Origin of the sequence: Pseudomonas sp. BP6 (genome assembly GCF_017875935.1) — a bacterium.
Taxonomy (GTDB): domain Bacteria; phylum Pseudomonadota; class Gammaproteobacteria; order Pseudomonadales; family Pseudomonadaceae; genus Aquipseudomonas; species Aquipseudomonas putida_Y.
Map to the genome: position 1 here is coordinate 22,378 of NZ_JAGINI010000001.1, position 18,453 is coordinate 40,830.

The window sequence follows — 18,453 nt, forward strand, 5'->3', positions numbered from 1 at the left end:
CGAGGAGGGGGCACAAAAAATCGCAGGCAAGAAAAAACCCACTAGCAAGCTAGTGGGTTTTTGTATGGTGCCCAGGAGAAGACTCGAACTTCCACGACCGTTAAGTCACTGATACCTGAAACCAGCGCGTCTACCAATTCCGCCACCTGGGCAAAGCTTTACATCATCTGCAGAAGGCGACTATCGTTCGCTTTCACGCAGTAGTAACAGATCCTTGGTCATCTGTTACTTGAAAATACTTGGTGCCCAGGAGAAGACTCGAACTTCCACGACCTTGCGGTCACTGATACCTGAAACCAGCGCGTCTACCAATTCCGCCACCTGGGCACACATTCGAGGTTACTTGATGCTTTACAGCGTCGTTCATCTCTACTACAACTTCGGGGTTGTCCGTCGTTGTGGTGCGCACTATACGGACGCTACCCAGGGCTGTAAAGCCCCCAATCGAAAAAAAATTCAAAAAATTCAACTCGTTGATTCCATAAGCCTATTTCTGCTGTTTATGCACTGCAGCGGGGGCTGTCCAAGGCAGACATTTCCGGTTTCAATACGCCTATGCCAGAATTCCTATCTATATACCCCAAGGTGAACCCCTTCTGATGGCCGATTGGCAATCCCTCGATCCCGAGGCCGCTCGCGAAGCGGAAAAATACGACAACCCCATTCCCAGCCGTGAGCTGATCCTGCAGCGTCTCGCCGACCGAGGCGAACCTGCTGCCCGCGAGGAGCTGGCAAAAGAGTTCGGTCTGTATGAAGAAGACCAGATCGAAGCCCTGCGCCGCCGCCTGCGTGCCATGGAGCGCGATGGCCAGCTTATCTATACCCGGCGCGGCACTTATGCCCCGGTAGACAAGCTGGACCTGATCTGCGGTCGAGTCTCCGGCCACCGCGACGGCTTCGGCTTCCTTATTCCCGATGACGGCAGCGAAGACCTGTTCCTCAGCCCGTCGCAGATGCGACTGGTGTTCGACGGCGACCGTGGCCTGGCCCGCGTCTCCGGTGTCGACCGCCGTGGCCGCCGTGAAGGCGTGCTGGTCGAAGTCATCTCCCGTGCCCACGAAAGCGTGGTCGGCCGCTATTTCGAAGAAGGCGGCATCGGTTACGTAACCCCGGACAACCCGAAGATCCAGCAGGAAGTGCTGGTGACCGCCGGGCGTAACGGCGGTGCCAAGATCGGCCAGTTCGTCGAGATCAAGATCACCCACTGGCCAACGCCGCGCTTCCAGCCGCAAGGCGATGTGGTCGAGGTCATCGGCAACTACATGGCGCCGGGCATGGAAATCGACGTTGCCCTGCGCAGCTACGACATTCCGCATGTGTGGCCCAATGAGGTGGTCAAGGAAGCGCGCAAGTTCCGCTCCGAAGTCGAGGAGAAGGACAAAGAGAAGCGTGTCGACCTGCGCCATCTGCCGTTCGTCACCATCGACGGTGAAGACGCCCGCGACTTCGACGATGCCGTTTATTGCGAACCGCTGGGCAAGCTGCGTCTGTTCTCCGGTGGCTGGCGCCTGTACGTGGCCATCGCTGACGTATCCAGCTACGTGCGTCTGGGCTCTGCCCTGGATGTCGAAGCCCAGCAGCGCGGCAACTCGGTGTACTTCCCCGAGCGCGTGGTGCCGATGCTCCCCGAAGAGCTGTCCAACGGCCTGTGCTCGCTGAACCCGCACGTCGACCGGTTGGCCATGGTCTGTGAAATGACCATGAACAAAGCCGGCCAGATGGTCGACTATCAGTTCTACGAAGGCGTGATCCACTCCCATGCCCGCCTGACCTACAACAAGGTCAGCAGCATGCTCGAGCACTCGCGTACCCGTGAGGGCAAGGCGCTGCGCGAAGAGTACAAGGACGTCGTGCCGGACCTGAAGAACCTGTACAACCTGTACAAGGTGCTGGTGGACGCGCGTCACACGCGGGGCGCCATCGACTTCGAAACCCAGGAAACCCGCATCATTTTCGGTGATCAGCGCAAGATCGCTGAAATCCGCCCGACCGTGCGCAACGACGCCCACAAGCTGATCGAGGAATGCATGCTGGCGGCCAACGTGGCCACTGCCGAGTTCCTGCAGAAGCACGGTGTACCGGCGTTGTACCGCGTGCACGACGGCCCTCCACCGGAGCGCCTGGAAAAACTGCGTGCCTTCCTTGGGGAGTTGGGCTTGAGCCTGCACAAGGGCAAGGACCCGTCGCCGAAGGATTACCAGGCCCTGCTGGCGAGCATCGCCGGTCGCCCGGACTTCCACCTGATCCAGACGGTGATGCTGCGCTCGCTGAGCCAGGCCGTGTACAGCACCGAGAACAACGGCCACTTCGGCCTGAACTACGAGGCGTACACCCACTTCACCTCGCCGATTCGTCGTTACCCGGACCTGCTGGTGCATCGCGCCATCCGCAGCATCATCCGCTCCAAGGTCGATACCCCGCACGTCAAGCGTGCCGGCGCCATGAGCATCCCCAAGGCGCGTATCTACCCGTACGACGAAAACACCCTGGAGCAACTCGGCGAGCAGTGCTCGATGACCGAGCGCCGGGCTGACGAAGCCACCCGTGACGTGGTCAACTGGCTCAAGTGCGAGTTCATGAAAGACCGCGTTGGCGAGACCTTCCCGGGTGTGATCACGGCAGTGACCGGTTTCGGCCTGTTCGTCGAGCTGACCGATATCTATGTAGAGGGCCTGGTGCACGTCAGTGCGTTGCCGGGGGACTACTACCACTTCGACCCGGTACACCATCGCCTGTCCGGCGAGCGTACCGGTCGCACCTTCCGCTTGGGCGACACCATCGAAGTCAAGGTCATGCGTGTTGATCTGGATGAGCGCAAGATCGACTTCGAAGTGTCGGAAAAGACCCTCGCCGCACCGATCGGCCGCAAGCAGCGTGGCGCCGCGCCGGCTGCCGAAAAAGCCGAGCAGCAGCCGGTAACTGAAGCGAAAGCCACGCCCAAGCCGCGCAGCCGCAAAAGCGAAGCGTCCGAAGCGTACTTCCCCAAGGATGCTGTGCAGCGTAACGCTGAAGTGCGTAAAAGCCGCGAGATGAAGAAAGCGCTGATGACCGACGCGCGCAGCAGTGCTGGCAGCAAATCCGAGAAAGGTGGCAAGCCGTCCGGCAAACCGACCAAGCACCGTAAAGGCCCGCCGAAGTCCGGCGCGCCACGCAAAAGCAAGAGCAATTCATGAGTCAGCTGGAAAAAATCTACGGCGTACACGCCGTGCAGGCATTGCTGCAGCACCATCCAAAGCGGGTCAAGCAGATCTGGCTGTCGGAAGGGCGTAGCGAGCCACGCCTCGAGACCTTGCTGGCGCTGGCCGCGGAAAACCGCGTGCCGGTCGGCCAGGCCGAGCGCCGTGAGATGGATGCCTGGGTCGAAGGCGTGCACCAAGGTGTTGTTGCCGAGGTCAGCCCGAGCCAGGTGTGGGGCGAGCTGATGCTCGAAGAGCTGCTTGAGCGCACAGAAACCCCGCCGCTGATCCTGGTGCTGGACGGCGTGACCGACCCGCACAACCTCGGCGCCTGCCTGCGTACCGCCGATGCGGCCGGTGCCACGGCAGTGATCGTGCCCAAGGACAAGTCCGCAACGCTGACGCCGGTTGTGCGAAAGGTGGCTTGTGGCGCGGCAGAAGTCATTCCGCTGGTGGCTGTGACCAACCTGGCGCGTACGCTTGAGAAGTTGCAGCAGCGTGGCCTGTGGGTCGTGGGTACCGCTGGCGAGGCCGAGCAGGAGATCTACCAGCAAGACCTGACCGGGCCACTGGTGATGATCATGGGGGCGGAAGGCAAGGGCATGCGCCGGCTCACCCGCGAGCATTGCGACTTCCTGGTGAAGTTGCCGATGGCGGGTAGTGTCAGCAGTCTCAACGTGTCGGTGGCGACCGGGGTTTGCCTGTTCGAAGCCGTGCGTCAGCGCCAGGCCAAGCGCTGATTCTCAGCCTGTTCCGGCCTCTTCGCGGGTGAACCGGCTCCTGCAGGGTGATTGCGTTCCCCTGTAGGAGCGGGTTCACCCGCGAAAGGGCCCGCAGCCTGTAAATATGTTTCAGGCTGTTCAAATATTCACCAATCACCTTGCTTGTGTGTCCCACCTTCTCTACAATTGCGCCCCTTGCCGAGCTGGCAGGCGCTCATGTGCCTCCCCTCCGTGCAAGACATACAGTGTCATTCACTCCTTGTCTGACCAGATTCGCTGGCAGACTACTAACCCGTAAGGAGCATTCATGCGTCATTACGAAATCATCTTCCTGGTTCACCCGGACCAGAGCGAGCAAGTCGGCGGCATGGTTGAGCGTTACACCAAGCTGATCGAAGAAGATGGTGGCAAGATCCACCGCCTGGAAGACTGGGGCCGTCGTCAACTGGCCTACGCAATCAACAATGTTCACAAGGCTCACTACGTGATGCTGAACGTTGAGTGCACCGGCAAGGCCCTGGCCGAGCTGGAAGACAACTTCCGCTACAACGATGCCGTTATCCGTAACCTGGTCATCCGTCGCGACGAAGCCGTTACCGGCCAGTCCGAGATGCTGAAGGCTGAAGAAAACCGCAGCGAGCGCCGTGAGCGTCGTGAGCGTCCTGAGCATGCTGAATCCGCCGAAGGCGATGACAGCAATGACAGCGACTCCAGCGATAACGCTGACGAGTAATCCACGGACCTTTAGAGGAGCCTATTAAATGGCACGTTTCTTCCGTCGTCGTAAATTCTGCCGCTTCACTGCTGAAGACGTGAAAGAGATCGACTTCAAAGATCTCAACACCCTGAAAGCTTACGTATCCGAAACCGGCAAGATCGTTCCAAGCCGTATCACCGGTACCAAAGCTCGTTATCAGCGTCAGCTGGCTACCGCTATCAAGCGCGCCCGCTTCCTGGCCCTGCTGCCCTACACCGACAGCCACGGCCGCTGAGACCGGGTCGTCGACAAGCAGTAAGGGGTTAGCATGCGAGCGTTAGCAAGTTTCATCATGCGCGGTCGTGTGCAGGCCACCCTGGTGGTGGTCATCAGTGCGGTACTGCCGCTGCTGTTCTGGTTGAGTGCCGCTGCGTGCAGCCTTGTGCTGCTGCGGCGTGGGTTCAAGGATGCTACAACGGTCATCGCTGGCGGCCTGCTGGCCGGGCTGGCCGTGTGGGTCATGGGCGATCCCATCACCTTTCTGGTGATTGCGGGTGCCCTGGCCCTGGCCGCCATGTTGCGTGCCGAGCATCCGTGGAGCCGGGTGTTGCTGCTCAGTGCCGTGTTCGCCGTGGCTTTCAGCCTCGTGCTCGATCTGGCGCTGGCGCAAACCTTCGACGTGCTGGCCAAGGCGTTTGCCGAAGCCATGCCGAAAATCGAGGGGCAACCGGTACTCTCCGATGAGCTGATCCGCCCTGTGCTGGTCGCTTCTACTGCAGTGACGGTGCAATTGTTCAGTGTGTTGGCCTTGGTGCTGGCGCGCTATTGGCAGGCAGCGTTGTACAACCCTGGAGGCTTCGGTCGCGAGTTTCGCGCGCTGAAGTTGCCGAAACAGGCCACGGCGGCCTTGGTGGCAGTGATGGTGGTGGCTCCGTTTATCGGGCCGCAGTTCATCATCCTGGCATCTGCCTCGAGCCTGGTACTGGTGCTGGCCGGCATCGCCTTGATGCACGGGCTGGTGGCACAGGGCCGACTGGCCGGTTTCTGGCTAGTGGGGATGTACGTGACGCTGCCGCTGATCATGCAGCTGATTTATCCGTTGCTGATGGTTTTGGCCATTGTCGACAGCCTGATTGATTTTCGCGGTCGCAAGTCCCCTCCGGGGAAAGACTCCGCGAACGGTGAAGGTTAAAAGTTAAGAGGTTTTACCAAATGGAACTGATCCTGCTGGAAAAAGTCGCTAACCTGGGCAACCTGGGCGACAAAGTAAAAGTTAAGGCTGGTTACGGCCGTAACTTCCTGCTGCCATTCGGCAAGGCCACCGTTGCCAACGCCGCCAACCTGGCTGCGTTCGAAGAGCGTCGTGCCGAGCTGGAAAAAGCAGCCGCTGACAAGAAAGCTTCGGCTGAAAGCCGCGCTGCCCAACTGGCCGAGCTGGAAGTGACCATCACTGCCACCGCTGGCGACGAAGGCAAGCTGTTCGGTTCGATCGGCACCCACGACATCGCTGACGCCCTGACCGCCTCCGGCGTTGAAGTGGCCAAAGCTGAAGTTCGTCTGCCGAACGGCACCATCCGTCAGGTTGGCGAATACGACGTAGCCGTGCACCTGCACAGCGACGTTGAAGCCACCGTACGCGTGGTCGTCGTAGCTGCCTAAGCTGCGCTAACTGGCTGGCTCCTTGCGAGTCAGGCGGTTAACATCGGGCACGGTCCTGTTTTCGACAGGCCGTGCCCTTTGTCTTTTTCGTCCTCCAGAATTCTTTCGTGGCCATGAACGAGATCACCACTTCCGAACAGCTAGACCTGCAAACCGCAGCCCTGAAGGTGCCGCCGCATTCCATCGAGGCCGAACAGGCCGTACTCGGTGGCCTGATGCTGGACAACAACGCCTGGGAGCGGGTGCTGGACCAAGTGTCGGATGGCGATTTCTACCGGCATGACCACCGCCTGATTTTCCGTGCCGTGCACAAGTTGGCCGATGCCAACCAGCCATTTGACGTGGTTACCCTGCACGAGCAACTGGACAAGGAAGGCCTGTCCTCGCAAGTCGGCGGCTTGGCCTACCTGGCCGAGCTGGCCAAGAACACTCCCTCGGTAGCCAACATCAAGGCATACGCCGCGATCATTCGCGAGCGGGCCACGTTGCGCCAACTGATCAGCATCAGTACCGACATCGCCGACAACGCCTTCAACCCGCAAGGGCGCAACGCCGAAGAAATCCTCGACGACGCCGAGCGGCAGATCTTCCAGATCGCCGAGGCCCGGCCAAAAACCGGCGGCCCGGTGGGTGTCAACGAACTGTTGACCATGGCCATCGACCGTATCGATACGCTGTTCAACTCCGACAGCGACATCACCGGTATCTCCACCGGTTACACCGACCTGGACGAGAAGACCAGCGGCCTGCAGGCAGCCGACCTGATCATCGTTGCGGGTCGTCCGTCGATGGGTAAGACCACCTTCGCCATGAACCTGGTGGAAAACGCCGTACTGCGTACCGACAAGGCGGTGCTGGTGTTCTCCCTGGAGATGCCAGGTGAGTCGCTGATCATGCGTATGCTCTCGTCCCTGGGGCGTATCGACCAGACCAAGGTCCGTTCCGGCCAGCTGGACGATGACGACTGGCCACGCCTGACCTCGGCAGTGAACCTGCTCAACGACCGCAAATTGTTCATCGACGATACGGCGGGTATCAGCCCCTCGGAAATGCGCGCGCGTACCCGCCGCCTGGCCCGTGAGCATGGCGAAATCGCCATGATCATGGTCGACTACCTGCAGCTGATGCAGATCCCGGGGTCGGCCGGTGACAACCGTACCAACGAAATTTCCGAGATTTCCCGCTCGCTCAAGGCCCTGGCCAAGGAATTCAACTGCCCGGTCATTGCCCTTTCGCAGCTGAACCGCTCGCTGGAGCAGCGCCCGAACAAACGCCCGGTCAACTCCGACTTGCGTGAATCCGGTGCAATCGAGCAGGACGCCGACGTGATCATGTTCGTGTACCGCGACGAGGTGTACCACCCTGAAACCGAGCACAAGGGCGTGGCGGAAATCATCATCGGTAAACAGCGTAACGGCCCCATCGGTTTCGTGCGTTTGGCGTTTATCGGTAAGTACACCCGGTTCGAGAACTTGGCGCCGGGGATGTACAACTTTGATGATGATGAATAACCCATTGAGCTAGCAAGGCCGCTCCTACGAGGTTTGCGGTGCGCCTGCTAGCTCTGAAATCTGAGCGATGTTCGTTTGCCCTTGGCTGATGATCCGCCCCTCGCTCAGGGTGATCACCCGGTCAAACCGCGACAGTGCGCTCTGATCATGCGTCACGCAAATCAGCCCTCGCCCTTTAAATGCTTCGAACAACAGGTCCCAGGTACGCTCTGCCGACGCGGCATCGAGCCCTGCTGTGGGCTCGTCAAAGAAATTGAATTCCCCAGGCTGATTAAGAAGGCGTAGCAGCGTCAGCCTGCGTGCTTCGCCGCCCGATATCGATTCTGCGCGTGCATCCAGATCAAGTTCGTACCAGTCTTTGCTCAGGCCCAACCGTTCAAGCCATCGTTCGATTTGAGCGCGATCATGAGCTTGCTCGAACAGCACCGCGCGGGGCAGGGGGCCGGGTATGAAATGCGCATCCTGAGGGCAGAGTCGTAATCGACTGAATTGTTCACTAGCGTCGAGCGACGCCAGGCACCTGCCGTGCAGGTGCACATCCTTGCGCAACGGGAATATCGTTCCCGCCAGCGTATGCAGAAGTGTCGACTTACCACATCCGCTGGGCCCGATCAGTGCGACCCGTTCTCCTTTGTGCAGTACCAAGGGTTCTTCGATGTGAAGTTGTACAGTATCTCGAGCGCTCAACTGGCACGGGGCGATGCTTAGGCCAGCGTCCTTGTCTTGGGACTTCGCCTCAGTAGTGCATGCTGGGCCGAACGAGGGGAGCTGGAGCCAGTGTTCGAGTTTGCGTTTGTCTAGCCGAAACTGGTCTAGCAATCGCCAGGCCTCAGCAAGTTGCGCAACCCCTGCCAGCAATCCGCTCACCAAGGTGAAGAGAGCAACCAGCTCGCCCAGGCTCAATTGCGGTGCTGCCAGAGCCTGATCATGGATACCCCACATGAGCAGACCGCCACTGCCCAGGCCTATGAACAGGGTGCGCAGGCTCTGAATCCAACCCCCACTGTGAGCTACCTGCACTGCTGAGTCGGCATAGTGCGAAAGTGTCTGGTTGACCGGGAGCATTGCGGCATCCTCGGCCTTTTCCAGTTTGACCGTTGCCGCGCTGGCGAAGGTATCGACCCATTGTTCCGCCAGTTCATCCTCGCGCGCGTTCACTGCCTCGATATGTGGCCGGCGCCAGCGCACCAGGCGATCGTTGGCCCACAGGTAGGCCAGGCTCAAAGGGATGAGGCCGATCAATACCGAAGTAGCCCCCAGGTAAGCGAAGAGCGTTATCAGCACTGCAGCTTCGGCTAGCACCGGCCATGCCGAGCCAATCAGAAAGCCCAACCACCGCTCCTGTGCGGTAATGCCCCTATCCAGTACTTTTACCAGTGTTCCGCCATGGAGTTGTCCATAGGCCTCGAAGCGCTTGTCCAGCAATTCGCGGCACCAGCGGATGGAAAGTTGCTTCACGCGTTCCTGGCAAAGCCGCGCCAGGCACCAGGCTTGTAGAGGGGTCATAGAGGCTTGTAATGCGACAAGGCATATGAAAGCTCCGAGCAGAAGCTGGGAAGACGCGGCTGAGGTGGCCAGGTTGTCAATGATGTCGGCCAAGACTAGAGCAGGTACGACGGTCGCGATTTTCAGGAACAGTGTCGCGCCGAGGGCGGCGAGCATTCCTCTATAGATTTGCATGTCATTGCCTTATGCCTTTGAGTGCACTCTGTGGCGCGATTGGAATACCTGATCTGATCAGGTGGAAGCGTTCAAGTCCGGGTATGAACACCTGAACAACCGTAGCGAGATTCGGGTGCTCATAAAGTGTGCGATAGAATGCGATCTTGTTATGTTTTTCCAAGTTGATCAGTGTTCGCTTGACTTGCCCGCGCACGCTGAGAACGGTATGCGGAGGGTGAAAAGCGGGTACTGATCCTTGGTAGAGCCAGAAGGAGCTAAGCCCCTTCTGGTTTGTCACTTACAGAAGGTTGAGAAATTCAACCTCGGAATCGGTGAATGTGTAGTTCATCACGCGTGAGATCTACAGCGTGTGGATTTCAGAACGACGACGTCCCATGGCTAATACTCCTATAGAGTTGGTTTGAGTGCGCCTTTCTGCGCGTCACTGTTGTAGCACTTGTTTTTTTTGGGGGTTCAAGATCTTCTCGGGATTTGTTGAGGAAAGTTAATGTAGGATTTTTTACTAAGACTAGAAGGTCGATTCCTACAATTCTTGAGAGATAAAGAAAAAAGCACCAATAATTAGCTGGTTAGCACTTTCTCAGGGTTGGATAGGCTAAACATTCAGTAAAAATCTGAAGGAATTGCGATCGCTCAGCAGGGGCGCGATCGCCATCGGTCTAAGCAGGCTCAGGTTTTCCTGTGAGTAATCGCCTTGCCCCGATCCATCCCACGATCCCCCTTTTCTTGAAGACAACCCGATGCAGGGGCAGGGGCCTGCTGTAAGGCTTCGTTGATGTGTTGCCTGGGCTGGCCCTTTCGCGGGTGAACCCGCTCCTACAGGTTCACCATAGGCTTCAAGAGTTGCACCGTACCTGTGGGAGCGGGTTTACCCCACCCGTTGTTCCGCATCGAGCCCGGGATCCAGTGTAGAGACGCCCGCGAGCAGTATTCGGAGTTGATGGGCTATGTGCGCGAACTGACCATCACCGGGTTGATGGGTGAGAAGCCGATGATGATCTGGGCTGCCGATTACCTGAGTGCGATGGCCAAGGCGCTGATGGATGATGCTGAGCTGTGGATGAGGCAGTGAGGGGTTGGCTTCAGGTTGCATGAACTCCTGGCAACCCCACTACACCCCTCAAGCCAACCACGTGCCACGTCCATCCCCCAACCGTCGCCCCGCCCACCAATCCCCACGAATCCAGTCGGATTTGGTCAAAATTTGTGCTATATTCCGCGCCCGCGATTTCCCTGTACACCAGAACCGGTCACTGACATGCAAGCAGCCAAACCACTCTACGACTATCCCAAGTACTGGGCCGAATGCTTCGGGCCAGCACCTTTCCTGCCAATGAGCAGGGAGGAGATGGATCTGCTCGGCTGGGATTCCTGCGACATCATCATCGTGACCGGTGATGCCTACGTCGACCATCCGTCGTTCGGCATGGCCATCATTGGCCGTCTGCTGGAAGCCCAGGGCTTCCGCGTGGGCATCATTGCCCAGCCGAACTGGCAGTCGAAAGACGACTTCATGAAACTCGGCGAGCCAAACCTGTTCTTCGGGGTGGCCGCCGGCAACATGGACTCGATGATCAACCGCTACACCGCAGACAAGAAGATCCGTTCCGACGACGCCTACACCCCGGGTGGCCTGGCCGGCAGCCGTCCGGACCGTGCCAGCCTGGTGTACAGCCAGCGCTGCAAGGAAGCCTACAAGCATGTGCCGATCGTGCTCGGCGGCATCGAGGCTTCGCTGCGCCGCATCGCCCACTACGACTACTGGCAGGACAAGGTTCGTCACTCGATCCTGATCGACGCCAGCGCCGACATCCTGCTGTTCGGCAACGCCGAGCGTGCAGTGGTCGAGGTGGCCCAGCGCCTGTCCAACGGTGAGAAGATCGAGACCATCACCGACGTTCGCGGCACCGCCTTCGTGCGCCGCGATACCCCGCAGGGCTGGTACGAGATCGACTCCACCCGTATCGACCGCCCGGGGCGCGTCGACAAGATCATCAACCCGTACGTGAACACCCAGGACACCCAGGCCTGTGCCATCGAGCAGGCCAAGGGCGACCAGGAGGATCCGAACGAAGCCAAGGTGGTGCAGATTCTCGACAGCCCGGCCGTGACCCGGGAAAAGTCGGTGATCCGCCTGCCATCCTTCGAAAAGGTGCGTAACGACCCCGTGCTCTATGCCCATGCCAACCGCGTGCTGCACCTGGAGACCAACCCGGGCAACGCTCGCGCGCTGGTGCAGAAGCACGGTGAAGTGGATGTGTGGTTCAACCCGCCACCCATCCCCATGAGCACCGAGGAAATGGACTACGTGTTCGGCATGCCTTACGCCCGTGTGCCGCACCCGGCCTATGGCAAGGAGCGCATCCCGGCCTACGAGATGATCCGTTTCTCGGTGAACATCATGCGTGGCTGCTTCGGTGGCTGTACCTTCTGCTCGATCACCGAGCACGAAGGCCGCATCATCCAGAACCGCTCGCACGAGTCGATCCTGCACGAAATCGAAGAGATGCGTGACAAGGTGCCGGGCTTCACCGGCGTGGTCTCGGACCTTGGCGGGCCGACTGCCAACATGTACCGCATCGCCTGCAAAAGCCCCGATATCGAGAAGCACTGCCGCAAGCCGTCGTGCGTGTTCCCGGGTATCTGCGAAAATCTCAATACCGACCACAGCTCGCTTATCGAGCTGTACCGCAAGGCCCGTGCCTTGCCGGGTGTGAAAAAGATCCTGATTGCTTCCGGCCTGCGCTACGACCTGGCGGTGGAATCGCCGGAGTACGTCAAGGAACTGGTCACCCACCACGTTGGCGGCTACCTGAAGATTGCCCCGGAGCACACCGAGCGTGGCCCGCTGGACAAGATGATGAAGCCGGGTATCGGCACCTACGACCGCTTCAAGCGCATGTTCGAGAAGTTCTCGAAAGAAGCGGGCAAGGAGCAGTACCTGATCCCGTACTTCATTGCCGCGCACCCTGGCACCACCGACGAAGACATGATGAACCTGGCCCTGTGGCTGAAGGGCAACGGCTTCCGCGCCGACCAGGTACAGGCGTTCTACCCGTCGCCAATGGCCTCGGCCACGGCCATGTACCACTCAGGCAAGAACCCGCTGCGCAAGGTGACCTACAAGAGCGAAGGGGTGGAGATCGTCAAGAGCGACGAGCAACGCCGTCTGCACAAGGCGTTCTTGCGCTATCACGACCCGAAGGGCTGGCCGATGCTGCGTGAAGCGCTGCAGCGAATGGGCCGCGCCGACCTGATCGGGCCGGGCAAGCACCAGCTGATTCCGGCGCACCAGCCGCAGTCCGACAGCTACCAGAGCGCGCGCCGCAAGAACTCGACCCCGGCGGGGAGCCACAAGGTGGGCAAGGACCAGAAGATCCTCACCCAGCACACCGGCCTGCCGCCGCGTGGCAGCGATGGCAGCAAGCCGTGGGACAAGCGCGAGAAAGCCAAGGCCGAAGCGTTTGCGCGTAACCAGCAGGCGGCCAAGGAGCGCAAAGAGGCGAGCAAGGGCGGCAAGGGCAACAAGAAGCCGCGTCAGCCTGTCATTCCCCGCTGATTTTGAAGGCTACATAGAGCCCTGTGGGAGCGGGTTCACCCGCGAATGCGTCGGTAGATCCACTATCGATTCGCGGGTGAACCCGCTCCCACAGGGGCAGTGTTCGGCCCATCCATCTGGATCAGTCAGGCTGCTTGTCGACCCACTTAGGCGCGACCGGCGCCACAAAGCTGTCCATCCCGTCCAGCAGCTCGTCTGGCTGCTGCCCCAGCAGCAACATCGCCCGGTGTTGCGGGCGCACGAAACCTTCTTCGACGATATGGTCGAGGAACCCGCCCAGCTTGTCATAGAAACCGTTCACATCCAGTAGCCCGAGCGGCTTGGCGTGATAGCCCAGCTGCCCCCAGGTCCACACTTCGAACAGTTCCTCCAGCGTACCCAGCCCACCCGGCAAGGCAATGAAGGCATCGCTCAGCTCGGCCATGCGGGCCTTGCGCGCATGCATGCCATCCACCACTTCCAGGCGGGTCAGGCCCTTGTGGCCGACCTCAGCGTCCAGCAGGCTCTGCGGAATGATCCCGATCACTTCGCCACCGGCCGCCATGGCCGCATCTGCCACCACACCCATCAAGCCGACCGCGCCACCGCCATACACCAGGGTCAAACCACGGCGGGCAATGGCCTGGCCCAGCGCGACGGCTGCTTCACGGTAGGCAGGGTTGGCGCCCATGCTGGCGCCGCAGAACACACAAACGGAACGTACGGGCATTGCTCATCTCCTGTCACTCAGGCGCACAGGGTACGGCGCATGCCTGTCAGTTCCAAGGGCGGGTTCATTCTGGCCGGGAGAATTCGCAGATTGCACCTGTGGCCCCGTGGGCGTAGGCAGCGAGCAGGCTATTGAGGAAGTTGGAGATGGGCATTTGGTATTGCTCCTAAATGAGAGGTTGTCTCATCGTCCAATAAAAGGGCATGATGTGCCGTTAGAATTGTTGTATACAATCCATTGAACAAATTTACTGGCTGGCCTCTTGACGCCCCCTTGACCCATATCACCAAGGGGCTGAACGGTTTCAGGCAGTCTCGCAATTGATAAAACCCTGCCAAGGAGATTCATGATGTTTGCGAAAGCTGTAGCGGTATCTCTGCTGACCCTCGCCAGCGCTTCTGTCTTCGCCGCCGAGTGCTCGGTCACTGTCGACTCGACTGACCAGATGTCCTACACCAGCAAGGAATTCACTGTCGACAAGAGCTGCAAGGAATTCACCGTCAAACTGACCCACTCCGGCAACCTGCCGAAGAACGTCATGGGCCACAACCTGGTGATCAGCAAGACTGCCGACATGCAGGCCATTGCCACCGAAGGCATGAGCCAGGGTCTGGATAAGGACTACCTGAAGGCTGACAACGCCGCGATCATCGCTCACACCAAGATGATCGGCGCGCCTGAGAAAGAAACCGAAGTGAAGTTCGACACATCCAAGCTGGAAGCCGGTGGTGACTACAGCTTCTTCTGCACCTTCCCGGGCCACATCTCGATGATGAAAGGCAAGGTCGTGGTCAAGTAATCAAAGGCTGACGGCGAACCCTGTAGGAGCGGGTTCACCCGCGAATGCGTCGGTGGGTTCACCATCGTATTCGCGGAAAACCCGTTCCTACAGGTTTTTCTATAGCCTTATCAAGGTGCGAACGGCAGTTCGCGCTTGTGCTGGGTCTTGCGGTAGGTGGCGACGATGATGTCGAACGCTGTCTGGTCAACCGGCTGCCCATGCAGGAAGGCGTCGATCTGCTGGTAGGTCACGCCATGTGACGCTTCGTCCGGCTTGCCCGGCTCCAGGTCTTCCAGGTCGGCCGTTGGCACCTTCTCCACCAGTGATTCCGGCGCACCGAAGCTACGCGCAATCGCCCGCACCTGATTCTTCACCAGCCCACTCAGCGGCGCCAGGTCGCAGGCACCATCACCAAACTTGGTGAAGAAGCCCATTACTGCCTCGGCCGCATGGTCGGTACCGATCACCAGACCTGCGCGGGCGCCAGCGATGGTGTACTGGGCGACCATCCGGGTACGCGCCTTGACGTTGCCAACCACGAAGTCCACCAGCGTCGGCGAGCCGTTTTTCAACTCCACCACTTCGGCCGCCAATGCACGCACTGCCGGGGCGATATCCACAGTGTGAACTTCATCCGCCTTGATCACTTCCAGGCATGCCTGGGCGTCATGCTCATCATGCTGTACTTGGTACGGCAGGCGCACGGCAATGAAGGTGTAGGCCTTGTCGCCGGTCTCGGCACGCAGCTCGTTGATGGCACGCTGGGCGAGCAGGGCGGCAGTCAGTGAGTCGACGCCACCGCTGATGCCCAGCACCAAGGTCTTGAGCCGGGCGTTGGCCAGGCAGTCCTTGATGAACGCCACGCGCCGGGCGACTTCGGCCTCGAGCGCTGCCGCGTCGGCGAACGGCGGCTGTACCTTCAGCGCCTGGGCAATCTCTTGCTGAACCGCTTGCATGGGTTACTCCTTGCTGGGGACTTTGAATACGTGACGCATGTAGGCGACGAAGTTCTCGTCGCGGCACTGGGTCTTGGCGGCTTCATCAGAAATCTTGGCCACCGGCGCGCCGTTGCAGTCGGTCATTTTAAGCACGATGCTCATGGGTGCCACGCCCGGGATGTCGCAGGTCAGGTTGGTGCCGATGCCAAAGCTGACGTTGATGCGGCCGCGCAGGGCACGGAAAATTTCCAGTGAGCGGGTCAGGTTGAGGCCGTCTGAGAACACCAGGGTCTTGGTCATCGGGTCGATACCCAGTTTCTGGTAATGGGCAATGGCCTTTTCCGCCCAGGCTACCGGCTCGCCCGAATCATGGCGCAGGCCGTCGAACAGCTTGGCGAAGTACAGGTCGAAATCGCCGAGGAAGGCATCCATGGTGATGCAGTCGGTCAGGGCGATGCCGAGCAGACCACGGTACTCGCGTACCCAGCAATCCAGCGCGGCAATTTGGCTGTCGATCAGCCGTGGGCCGAGCTGCTGGTGGGCCATGATCCACTCGTGGGCCATGGTGCCCAGCGGTTTGATATCCAGTTTCCATGCCAGGTCGACGTTGCTGGTACCGACAAAGCGGCCGGGGAAGTCGTCGCGCAGCACCCGTACCACCTCCGCCTGCACGCGGCTGGAAAAGCGCCGGCGGGTGCCGAAGTCGGCCACCTGCAGTTCGGCCAGCTCGTCATCGCTGGCATGCGCGCGCAGCCAGTCGAACTTGCGGTACAACTGGTCCCGCGCCTCGGCCAGGCGCATGTGCGGGTGCAGATTGCGGTTGCGTACTTCGCTGATGATGGCCAGCAGCGGCACTTCGAACAGGATCACATGCAGCCATGGACCTTTCAGGCGCAGGAACAGTTGGTCGTTTTCAATGCCGACGTGCACGTAACGCAGGTTGAAGCGGAACAGGCGCAGAAAGCGTAAAAAGTCGGGTTTGAGGAAGCTGATGCGTTCGAGGAAGGTCAGCTGGCCATCGTCCAGGGTGAGGTCGCCAAGCCGTTCGAGCTGATTGCGAATTTCGCCGAGGTAGGGGCGCAGGTCCTCACCGTTGCGACAGCGGAATTCCCATTCGACGTCGGCGTCCGGGTAGTTGTGCAGCACACCTTGCATCATGGTGAGTTTGTAGAAGTCGGTGTCGAGCAGGTTGTGCACGATGCGCTCGGCGAATGCGCTTTCGCTCATCAAGGGGGCTCCGGAAGCGGCGATTGGCAGACATTGTGCCAGCCTTTTACCCCTTGTGTGGCTGTTCCGGCCTCTTCGCGGGCAAGCCCGCTCCTACACGGTGCGGGGACGAGGAGCGGGCTTGCCCGCGAAGAGGCCGGAACGGCCTAAACAGAGGTGTTTTTCCGTGCACAAGCTAGCCTTGAAACGGTGCCGCCTGTAGCAATCGTGCACCAGCGGTGTGCAGTTCGGTGACGTCCCGCTGTTACAGGTCGGTTGCACGTAAACACTTGCCAGGGTTGCAATGATGGCACTCGACGGTTGCTCCTTGTCTGTATGTATGGTGGCGCCTGCCGCGTGGCAGACGGTTGCACGCTCAATAAAGAAAAGGCCGCCCGTCGCCTACAGGCACCCTTCACAGTGTGTTTTCCCGGAAGACAAAACCGATGGCACGACCCTTGCTCGGAGTACCAGGCTGAGAAGTTGTAGTGCCAACCAAAAAAACTCTAGGAGCACCACCTCATGTCGCAGACGTTTTACAAGAAAGGTTTCCTGGCTCTGGCCGTAGCTACGGCCCTGGGTGTTTCTTCGTATGTTCAGGCCGACGTCAAGATCGGTGTAGCGGGCCCCATGACCGGGGCAAACGCAGCGTTTGGCGAGCAGTACATGAAAGGTGCGCAGGCAGCGGCCGACAAGATCAACGCCGCCGGTGGCGTGAATGGCGAGAAAATCGTTCTGGTCAAAGGCGATGACGCCTGTGAACCGAAGCAAGCCGTGTCCGTGGCCAACCGCCTGGTCGATCAGGACAAGGTGATCGGCGTGGTGGGCCACTTCTGTTCCTCCAACACGATCCCGGCGTCCGAGGTATATGACGAGGCGGGCGTGATTGCCATCACTCCAGGCTCCACCAACCCAGCGGTCACTGAGCGCGGCTTGAGCGCCATGTTCCGCATGTGCGGCCGTGACGACCAGCAGGGTATCGTCGCTGGCGACTACATCGTCGACGTGCTCAAGGGCAAGAAGATCGCGGTGTTGCACGACAAGGACACCTACGGCCAAGGCCTGGCTGACGCGACCAAGGCGCAGCTGGAAAAGCGCGGCGTGAAGCCCGTGCTGTACGAAGGCCTGACCCGTGGCGAGAAAGACTTCAGCGCGGTGGTCACCAAGATCCGCTCTACCGGTGCCGACGTGGTCTACTTCGGCGGCCTGCACCCGGAAGCCGGCCCGCTGGTTCGCCAGTTGCGCGAGCAGGGCCTGAAGGACGTCAAGTTCATGTCCGATGACGGCATCGTCACCGACGAACTGGTGTCCACCGCCGGCGGCGCGCAATACGTGGACGGCGTGTACATGACCTTCGGCGCCGACCCGCGCCTGCTGCCAGACAGCAAGGCGGTGGTGGAAGAGTTCCGTAAGGCCGGCACTGAGCCTGAGGGCTACACCCTGTACGCCTACGCTTCGCTGCAGGCCCTGGCTGCCGCGTTCAACGGCGCGAAGTCGAACAAGGGCGAAGACGCTGCCAAGTGGCTCAAGGCCAACCCGGTGCAGACCGTCATGGGCGAGAAGAAGTGGGACAGCAAGGGCGACCTGACCGTCTCCGACTACGTGGTCTACCAGTGGGACAAGACCGGTAAATACCACCAGCTGGAAAAACAAAAATAACAACGGCCCGCGGCCCGGGCTGTTGCTCGGGCCCAAAGCCCCGCGGTACCTGTCTTTATTCGTAGATCTGCACAGTTCTGCGCTGCGAGGGCCCCGCACAGGTGGCCCGCGCCGTGGTCGGCGCTCGTGCAATCTCAATCAGGTGAGATTGCG

Annotated in this window: 15 protein-coding genes and 2 tRNA genes; 11 read left to right on the forward strand and 6 right to left on the reverse strand. The window is 60.0% G+C overall.

The genetic code is table 11. From position 1 onward, the window contains the following. Positions 1 to 65: 65 nt before the first annotated feature. Both J3A98_RS00105 and J3A98_RS00110 read right to left on the reverse strand, forming a co-directional pair. Positions 66 to 152 (reverse strand) — tRNA-Leu (locus J3A98_RS00105). Positions 153 to 240: 88 nt separating this feature from the next. After that, positions 241 to 327, reverse strand: a tRNA-Leu gene (locus J3A98_RS00110). A gap of 272 nt (positions 328 to 599) precedes the next feature. Here J3A98_RS00110 and rnr point away from each other — a divergent pair. The 7 genes from rnr (at position 600) to dnaB (ending at position 7,765) form a co-directional block, all read left to right on the forward strand. Further along, positions 600 to 3,173 carry a ribonuclease R gene (gene rnr / locus J3A98_RS00115; protein WP_176683152.1) on the forward strand — a complete coding sequence of 858 codons (2,574 nt, stop codon included), beginning with the start codon at positions 600 to 602 and terminating at the stop codon, positions 3,171 to 3,173. Then, positions 3,170 to 3,916 carry a 23S rRNA (guanosine(2251)-2'-O)-methyltransferase RlmB gene (gene rlmB, locus J3A98_RS00120; protein WP_003249554.1) on the forward strand — a complete coding sequence of 249 codons (747 nt, stop codon included), beginning with the start codon at positions 3,170 to 3,172 and terminating at the stop codon, positions 3,914 to 3,916. The genes rnr and rlmB overlap by 4 nt, the downstream gene beginning before the upstream one ends. Before the next feature lie 289 nt (positions 3,917 to 4,205). Next, a complete protein-coding gene (gene rpsF / locus J3A98_RS00125) occupies positions 4,206 to 4,631 on the forward strand; it encodes a 30S ribosomal protein S6 (protein WP_021783885.1) in 426 nt (141 codons plus the stop codon). Between the two features lie 28 nt (positions 4,632 to 4,659). Then, positions 4,660 to 4,890: a 30S ribosomal protein S18 gene (gene rpsR, locus J3A98_RS00130; RefSeq protein WP_003249563.1), complete on the forward strand. Its 231-nt coding sequence runs from the start codon at positions 4,660 to 4,662 to the stop codon at positions 4,888 to 4,890. Positions 4,891 to 4,923: 33 nt separating this feature from the next. Then, entirely contained in the window at positions 4,924 to 5,787 is an 864-nt protein-coding gene (locus tag J3A98_RS00135; protein ID WP_176683153.1) for a hypothetical protein, read from the forward strand. Positions 5,788 to 5,807: 20 nt separating this feature from the next. Continuing rightward, the gene (rplI, locus tag J3A98_RS00140; protein WP_003249568.1) at positions 5,808 to 6,254 is read left to right on the forward strand and encodes a 50S ribosomal protein L9; all 447 of its coding nucleotides are present in this window, start codon (positions 5,808 to 5,810) and stop codon (positions 6,252 to 6,254) included. 113 nt (positions 6,255 to 6,367) lie between these two features. After that, positions 6,368 to 7,765 (forward strand): replicative DNA helicase, encoded by a 1,398-nt coding sequence (dnaB, locus tag J3A98_RS00145; protein ID WP_021783887.1) that lies wholly within the window; start codon positions 6,368 to 6,370, stop codon positions 7,763 to 7,765. Positions 7,766 to 7,789: 24 nt separating this feature from the next. Here the strand turns inward: dnaB and J3A98_RS00150 are convergent, their stop codons facing one another. Further along, positions 7,790 to 9,445 carry an ATP-binding cassette domain-containing protein gene (locus J3A98_RS00150; protein ID WP_209963136.1) on the reverse strand — a complete coding sequence of 552 codons (1,656 nt, stop codon included), beginning with the start codon at positions 9,443 to 9,445 and terminating at the stop codon, positions 7,790 to 7,792. A gap of 859 nt (positions 9,446 to 10,304) precedes the next feature. Here J3A98_RS00150 and J3A98_RS00155 point away from each other — a divergent pair. Together J3A98_RS00155 and J3A98_RS00160 are read left to right on the forward strand one after the other, a co-directional pair. Continuing rightward, entirely contained in the window at positions 10,305 to 10,520 is a 216-nt protein-coding gene (locus tag J3A98_RS00155; protein WP_209963138.1) for a DUF3077 domain-containing protein, read from the forward strand. 186 nt (positions 10,521 to 10,706) lie between these two features. Then, on the forward strand, positions 10,707 to 13,007 hold the full coding sequence (locus J3A98_RS00160) for a YgiQ family radical SAM protein (RefSeq protein WP_209963141.1): 2,301 nt from the start codon (positions 10,707 to 10,709) through the stop codon (positions 13,005 to 13,007). Between the two features lie 121 nt (positions 13,008 to 13,128). Here J3A98_RS00160 and J3A98_RS00165 read toward each other — a convergent pair whose 3' ends face one another. Next, positions 13,129 to 13,716, reverse strand: coding sequence for a TIGR00730 family Rossman fold protein (locus J3A98_RS00165; RefSeq protein WP_176683156.1), 588 nt, complete (start codon positions 13,714 to 13,716; stop codon positions 13,129 to 13,131). A gap of 349 nt (positions 13,717 to 14,065) precedes the next feature. Between J3A98_RS00165 and azu the strand changes: the two genes are divergently transcribed. Next, positions 14,066 to 14,515, forward strand: a complete 450-nt coding sequence (gene azu / locus J3A98_RS00170; RefSeq protein WP_129933869.1) for an azurin — start codon at positions 14,066 to 14,068, stop codon at positions 14,513 to 14,515. A gap of 110 nt (positions 14,516 to 14,625) precedes the next feature. On the opposite strand, the gene nadE is transcribed toward azu, so the two are convergent. Together nadE and pncB are read right to left on the reverse strand one after the other, a co-directional pair. After that, on the reverse strand, positions 14,626 to 15,453 hold the full coding sequence (gene nadE / locus J3A98_RS00175) for an ammonia-dependent NAD(+) synthetase (protein ID WP_176683157.1): 828 nt from the start codon (positions 15,451 to 15,453) through the stop codon (positions 14,626 to 14,628). Positions 15,454 to 15,456: 3 nt separating this feature from the next. Next, positions 15,457 to 16,662 carry a nicotinate phosphoribosyltransferase gene (pncB, locus tag J3A98_RS00180; protein WP_176683158.1) on the reverse strand — a complete coding sequence of 402 codons (1,206 nt, stop codon included), beginning with the start codon at positions 16,660 to 16,662 and terminating at the stop codon, positions 15,457 to 15,459. A 501-nt stretch (positions 16,663 to 17,163) separates the two neighbouring features. Here pncB and J3A98_RS00185 point away from each other — a divergent pair. Beyond that, positions 17,164 to 18,300, forward strand: coding sequence for a branched-chain amino acid ABC transporter substrate-binding protein (locus tag J3A98_RS00185; protein ID WP_176683159.1), 1,137 nt, complete (start codon positions 17,164 to 17,166; stop codon positions 18,298 to 18,300). Positions 18,301 to 18,453 lie beyond the last annotated feature (153 nt).

Bases quoted from the DNA above. Each gene is read 5' to 3' on its own strand.
- rplI (WP_003249568.1), top strand. From the start codon at position 5,808: ATGGAACTGATCCTGCTGGAAAAAGTCGCTAACCTGGGCAACCTGGGC.
- J3A98_RS00185 (WP_176683159.1), top strand. From the start codon at position 17,164: ATGTCGCAGACGTTTTACAAGAAAGGTTTCCTGGCTCTGGCCGTAGCT.
- J3A98_RS00135 (WP_176683153.1), top strand. From the start codon at position 4,924: ATGCGAGCGTTAGCAAGTTTCATCATGCGCGGTCGTGTGCAGGCCACC.
- rpsF (WP_021783885.1), top strand. From the start codon at position 4,206: ATGCGTCATTACGAAATCATCTTCCTGGTTCACCCGGACCAGAGCGAG.
- dnaB (WP_021783887.1), top strand. From the start codon at position 6,368: ATGAACGAGATCACCACTTCCGAACAGCTAGACCTGCAAACCGCAGCC.
- pncB (WP_176683158.1), bottom strand. From the start codon at position 16,662: ATGAGCGAAAGCGCATTCGCCGAGCGCATCGTGCACAACCTGCTCGAC.
- rpsR (WP_003249563.1), top strand. From the start codon at position 4,660: ATGGCACGTTTCTTCCGTCGTCGTAAATTCTGCCGCTTCACTGCTGAA.
- rnr (WP_176683152.1), top strand. From the start codon at position 600: ATGGCCGATTGGCAATCCCTCGATCCCGAGGCCGCTCGCGAAGCGGAA.
- azu (WP_129933869.1), top strand. From the start codon at position 14,066: ATGTTTGCGAAAGCTGTAGCGGTATCTCTGCTGACCCTCGCCAGCGCT.
- J3A98_RS00150 (WP_209963136.1), bottom strand. From the start codon at position 9,445: ATGCAAATCTATAGAGGAATGCTCGCCGCCCTCGGCGCGACACTGTTC.
- J3A98_RS00160 (WP_209963141.1), top strand. From the start codon at position 10,707: ATGCAAGCAGCCAAACCACTCTACGACTATCCCAAGTACTGGGCCGAA.
- nadE (WP_176683157.1), bottom strand. From the start codon at position 15,453: ATGCAAGCGGTTCAGCAAGAGATTGCCCAGGCGCTGAAGGTACAGCCG.
- rlmB (WP_003249554.1), top strand. From the start codon at position 3,170: ATGAGTCAGCTGGAAAAAATCTACGGCGTACACGCCGTGCAGGCATTG.
- J3A98_RS00165 (WP_176683156.1), bottom strand. From the start codon at position 13,716: ATGCCCGTACGTTCCGTTTGTGTGTTCTGCGGCGCCAGCATGGGCGCC.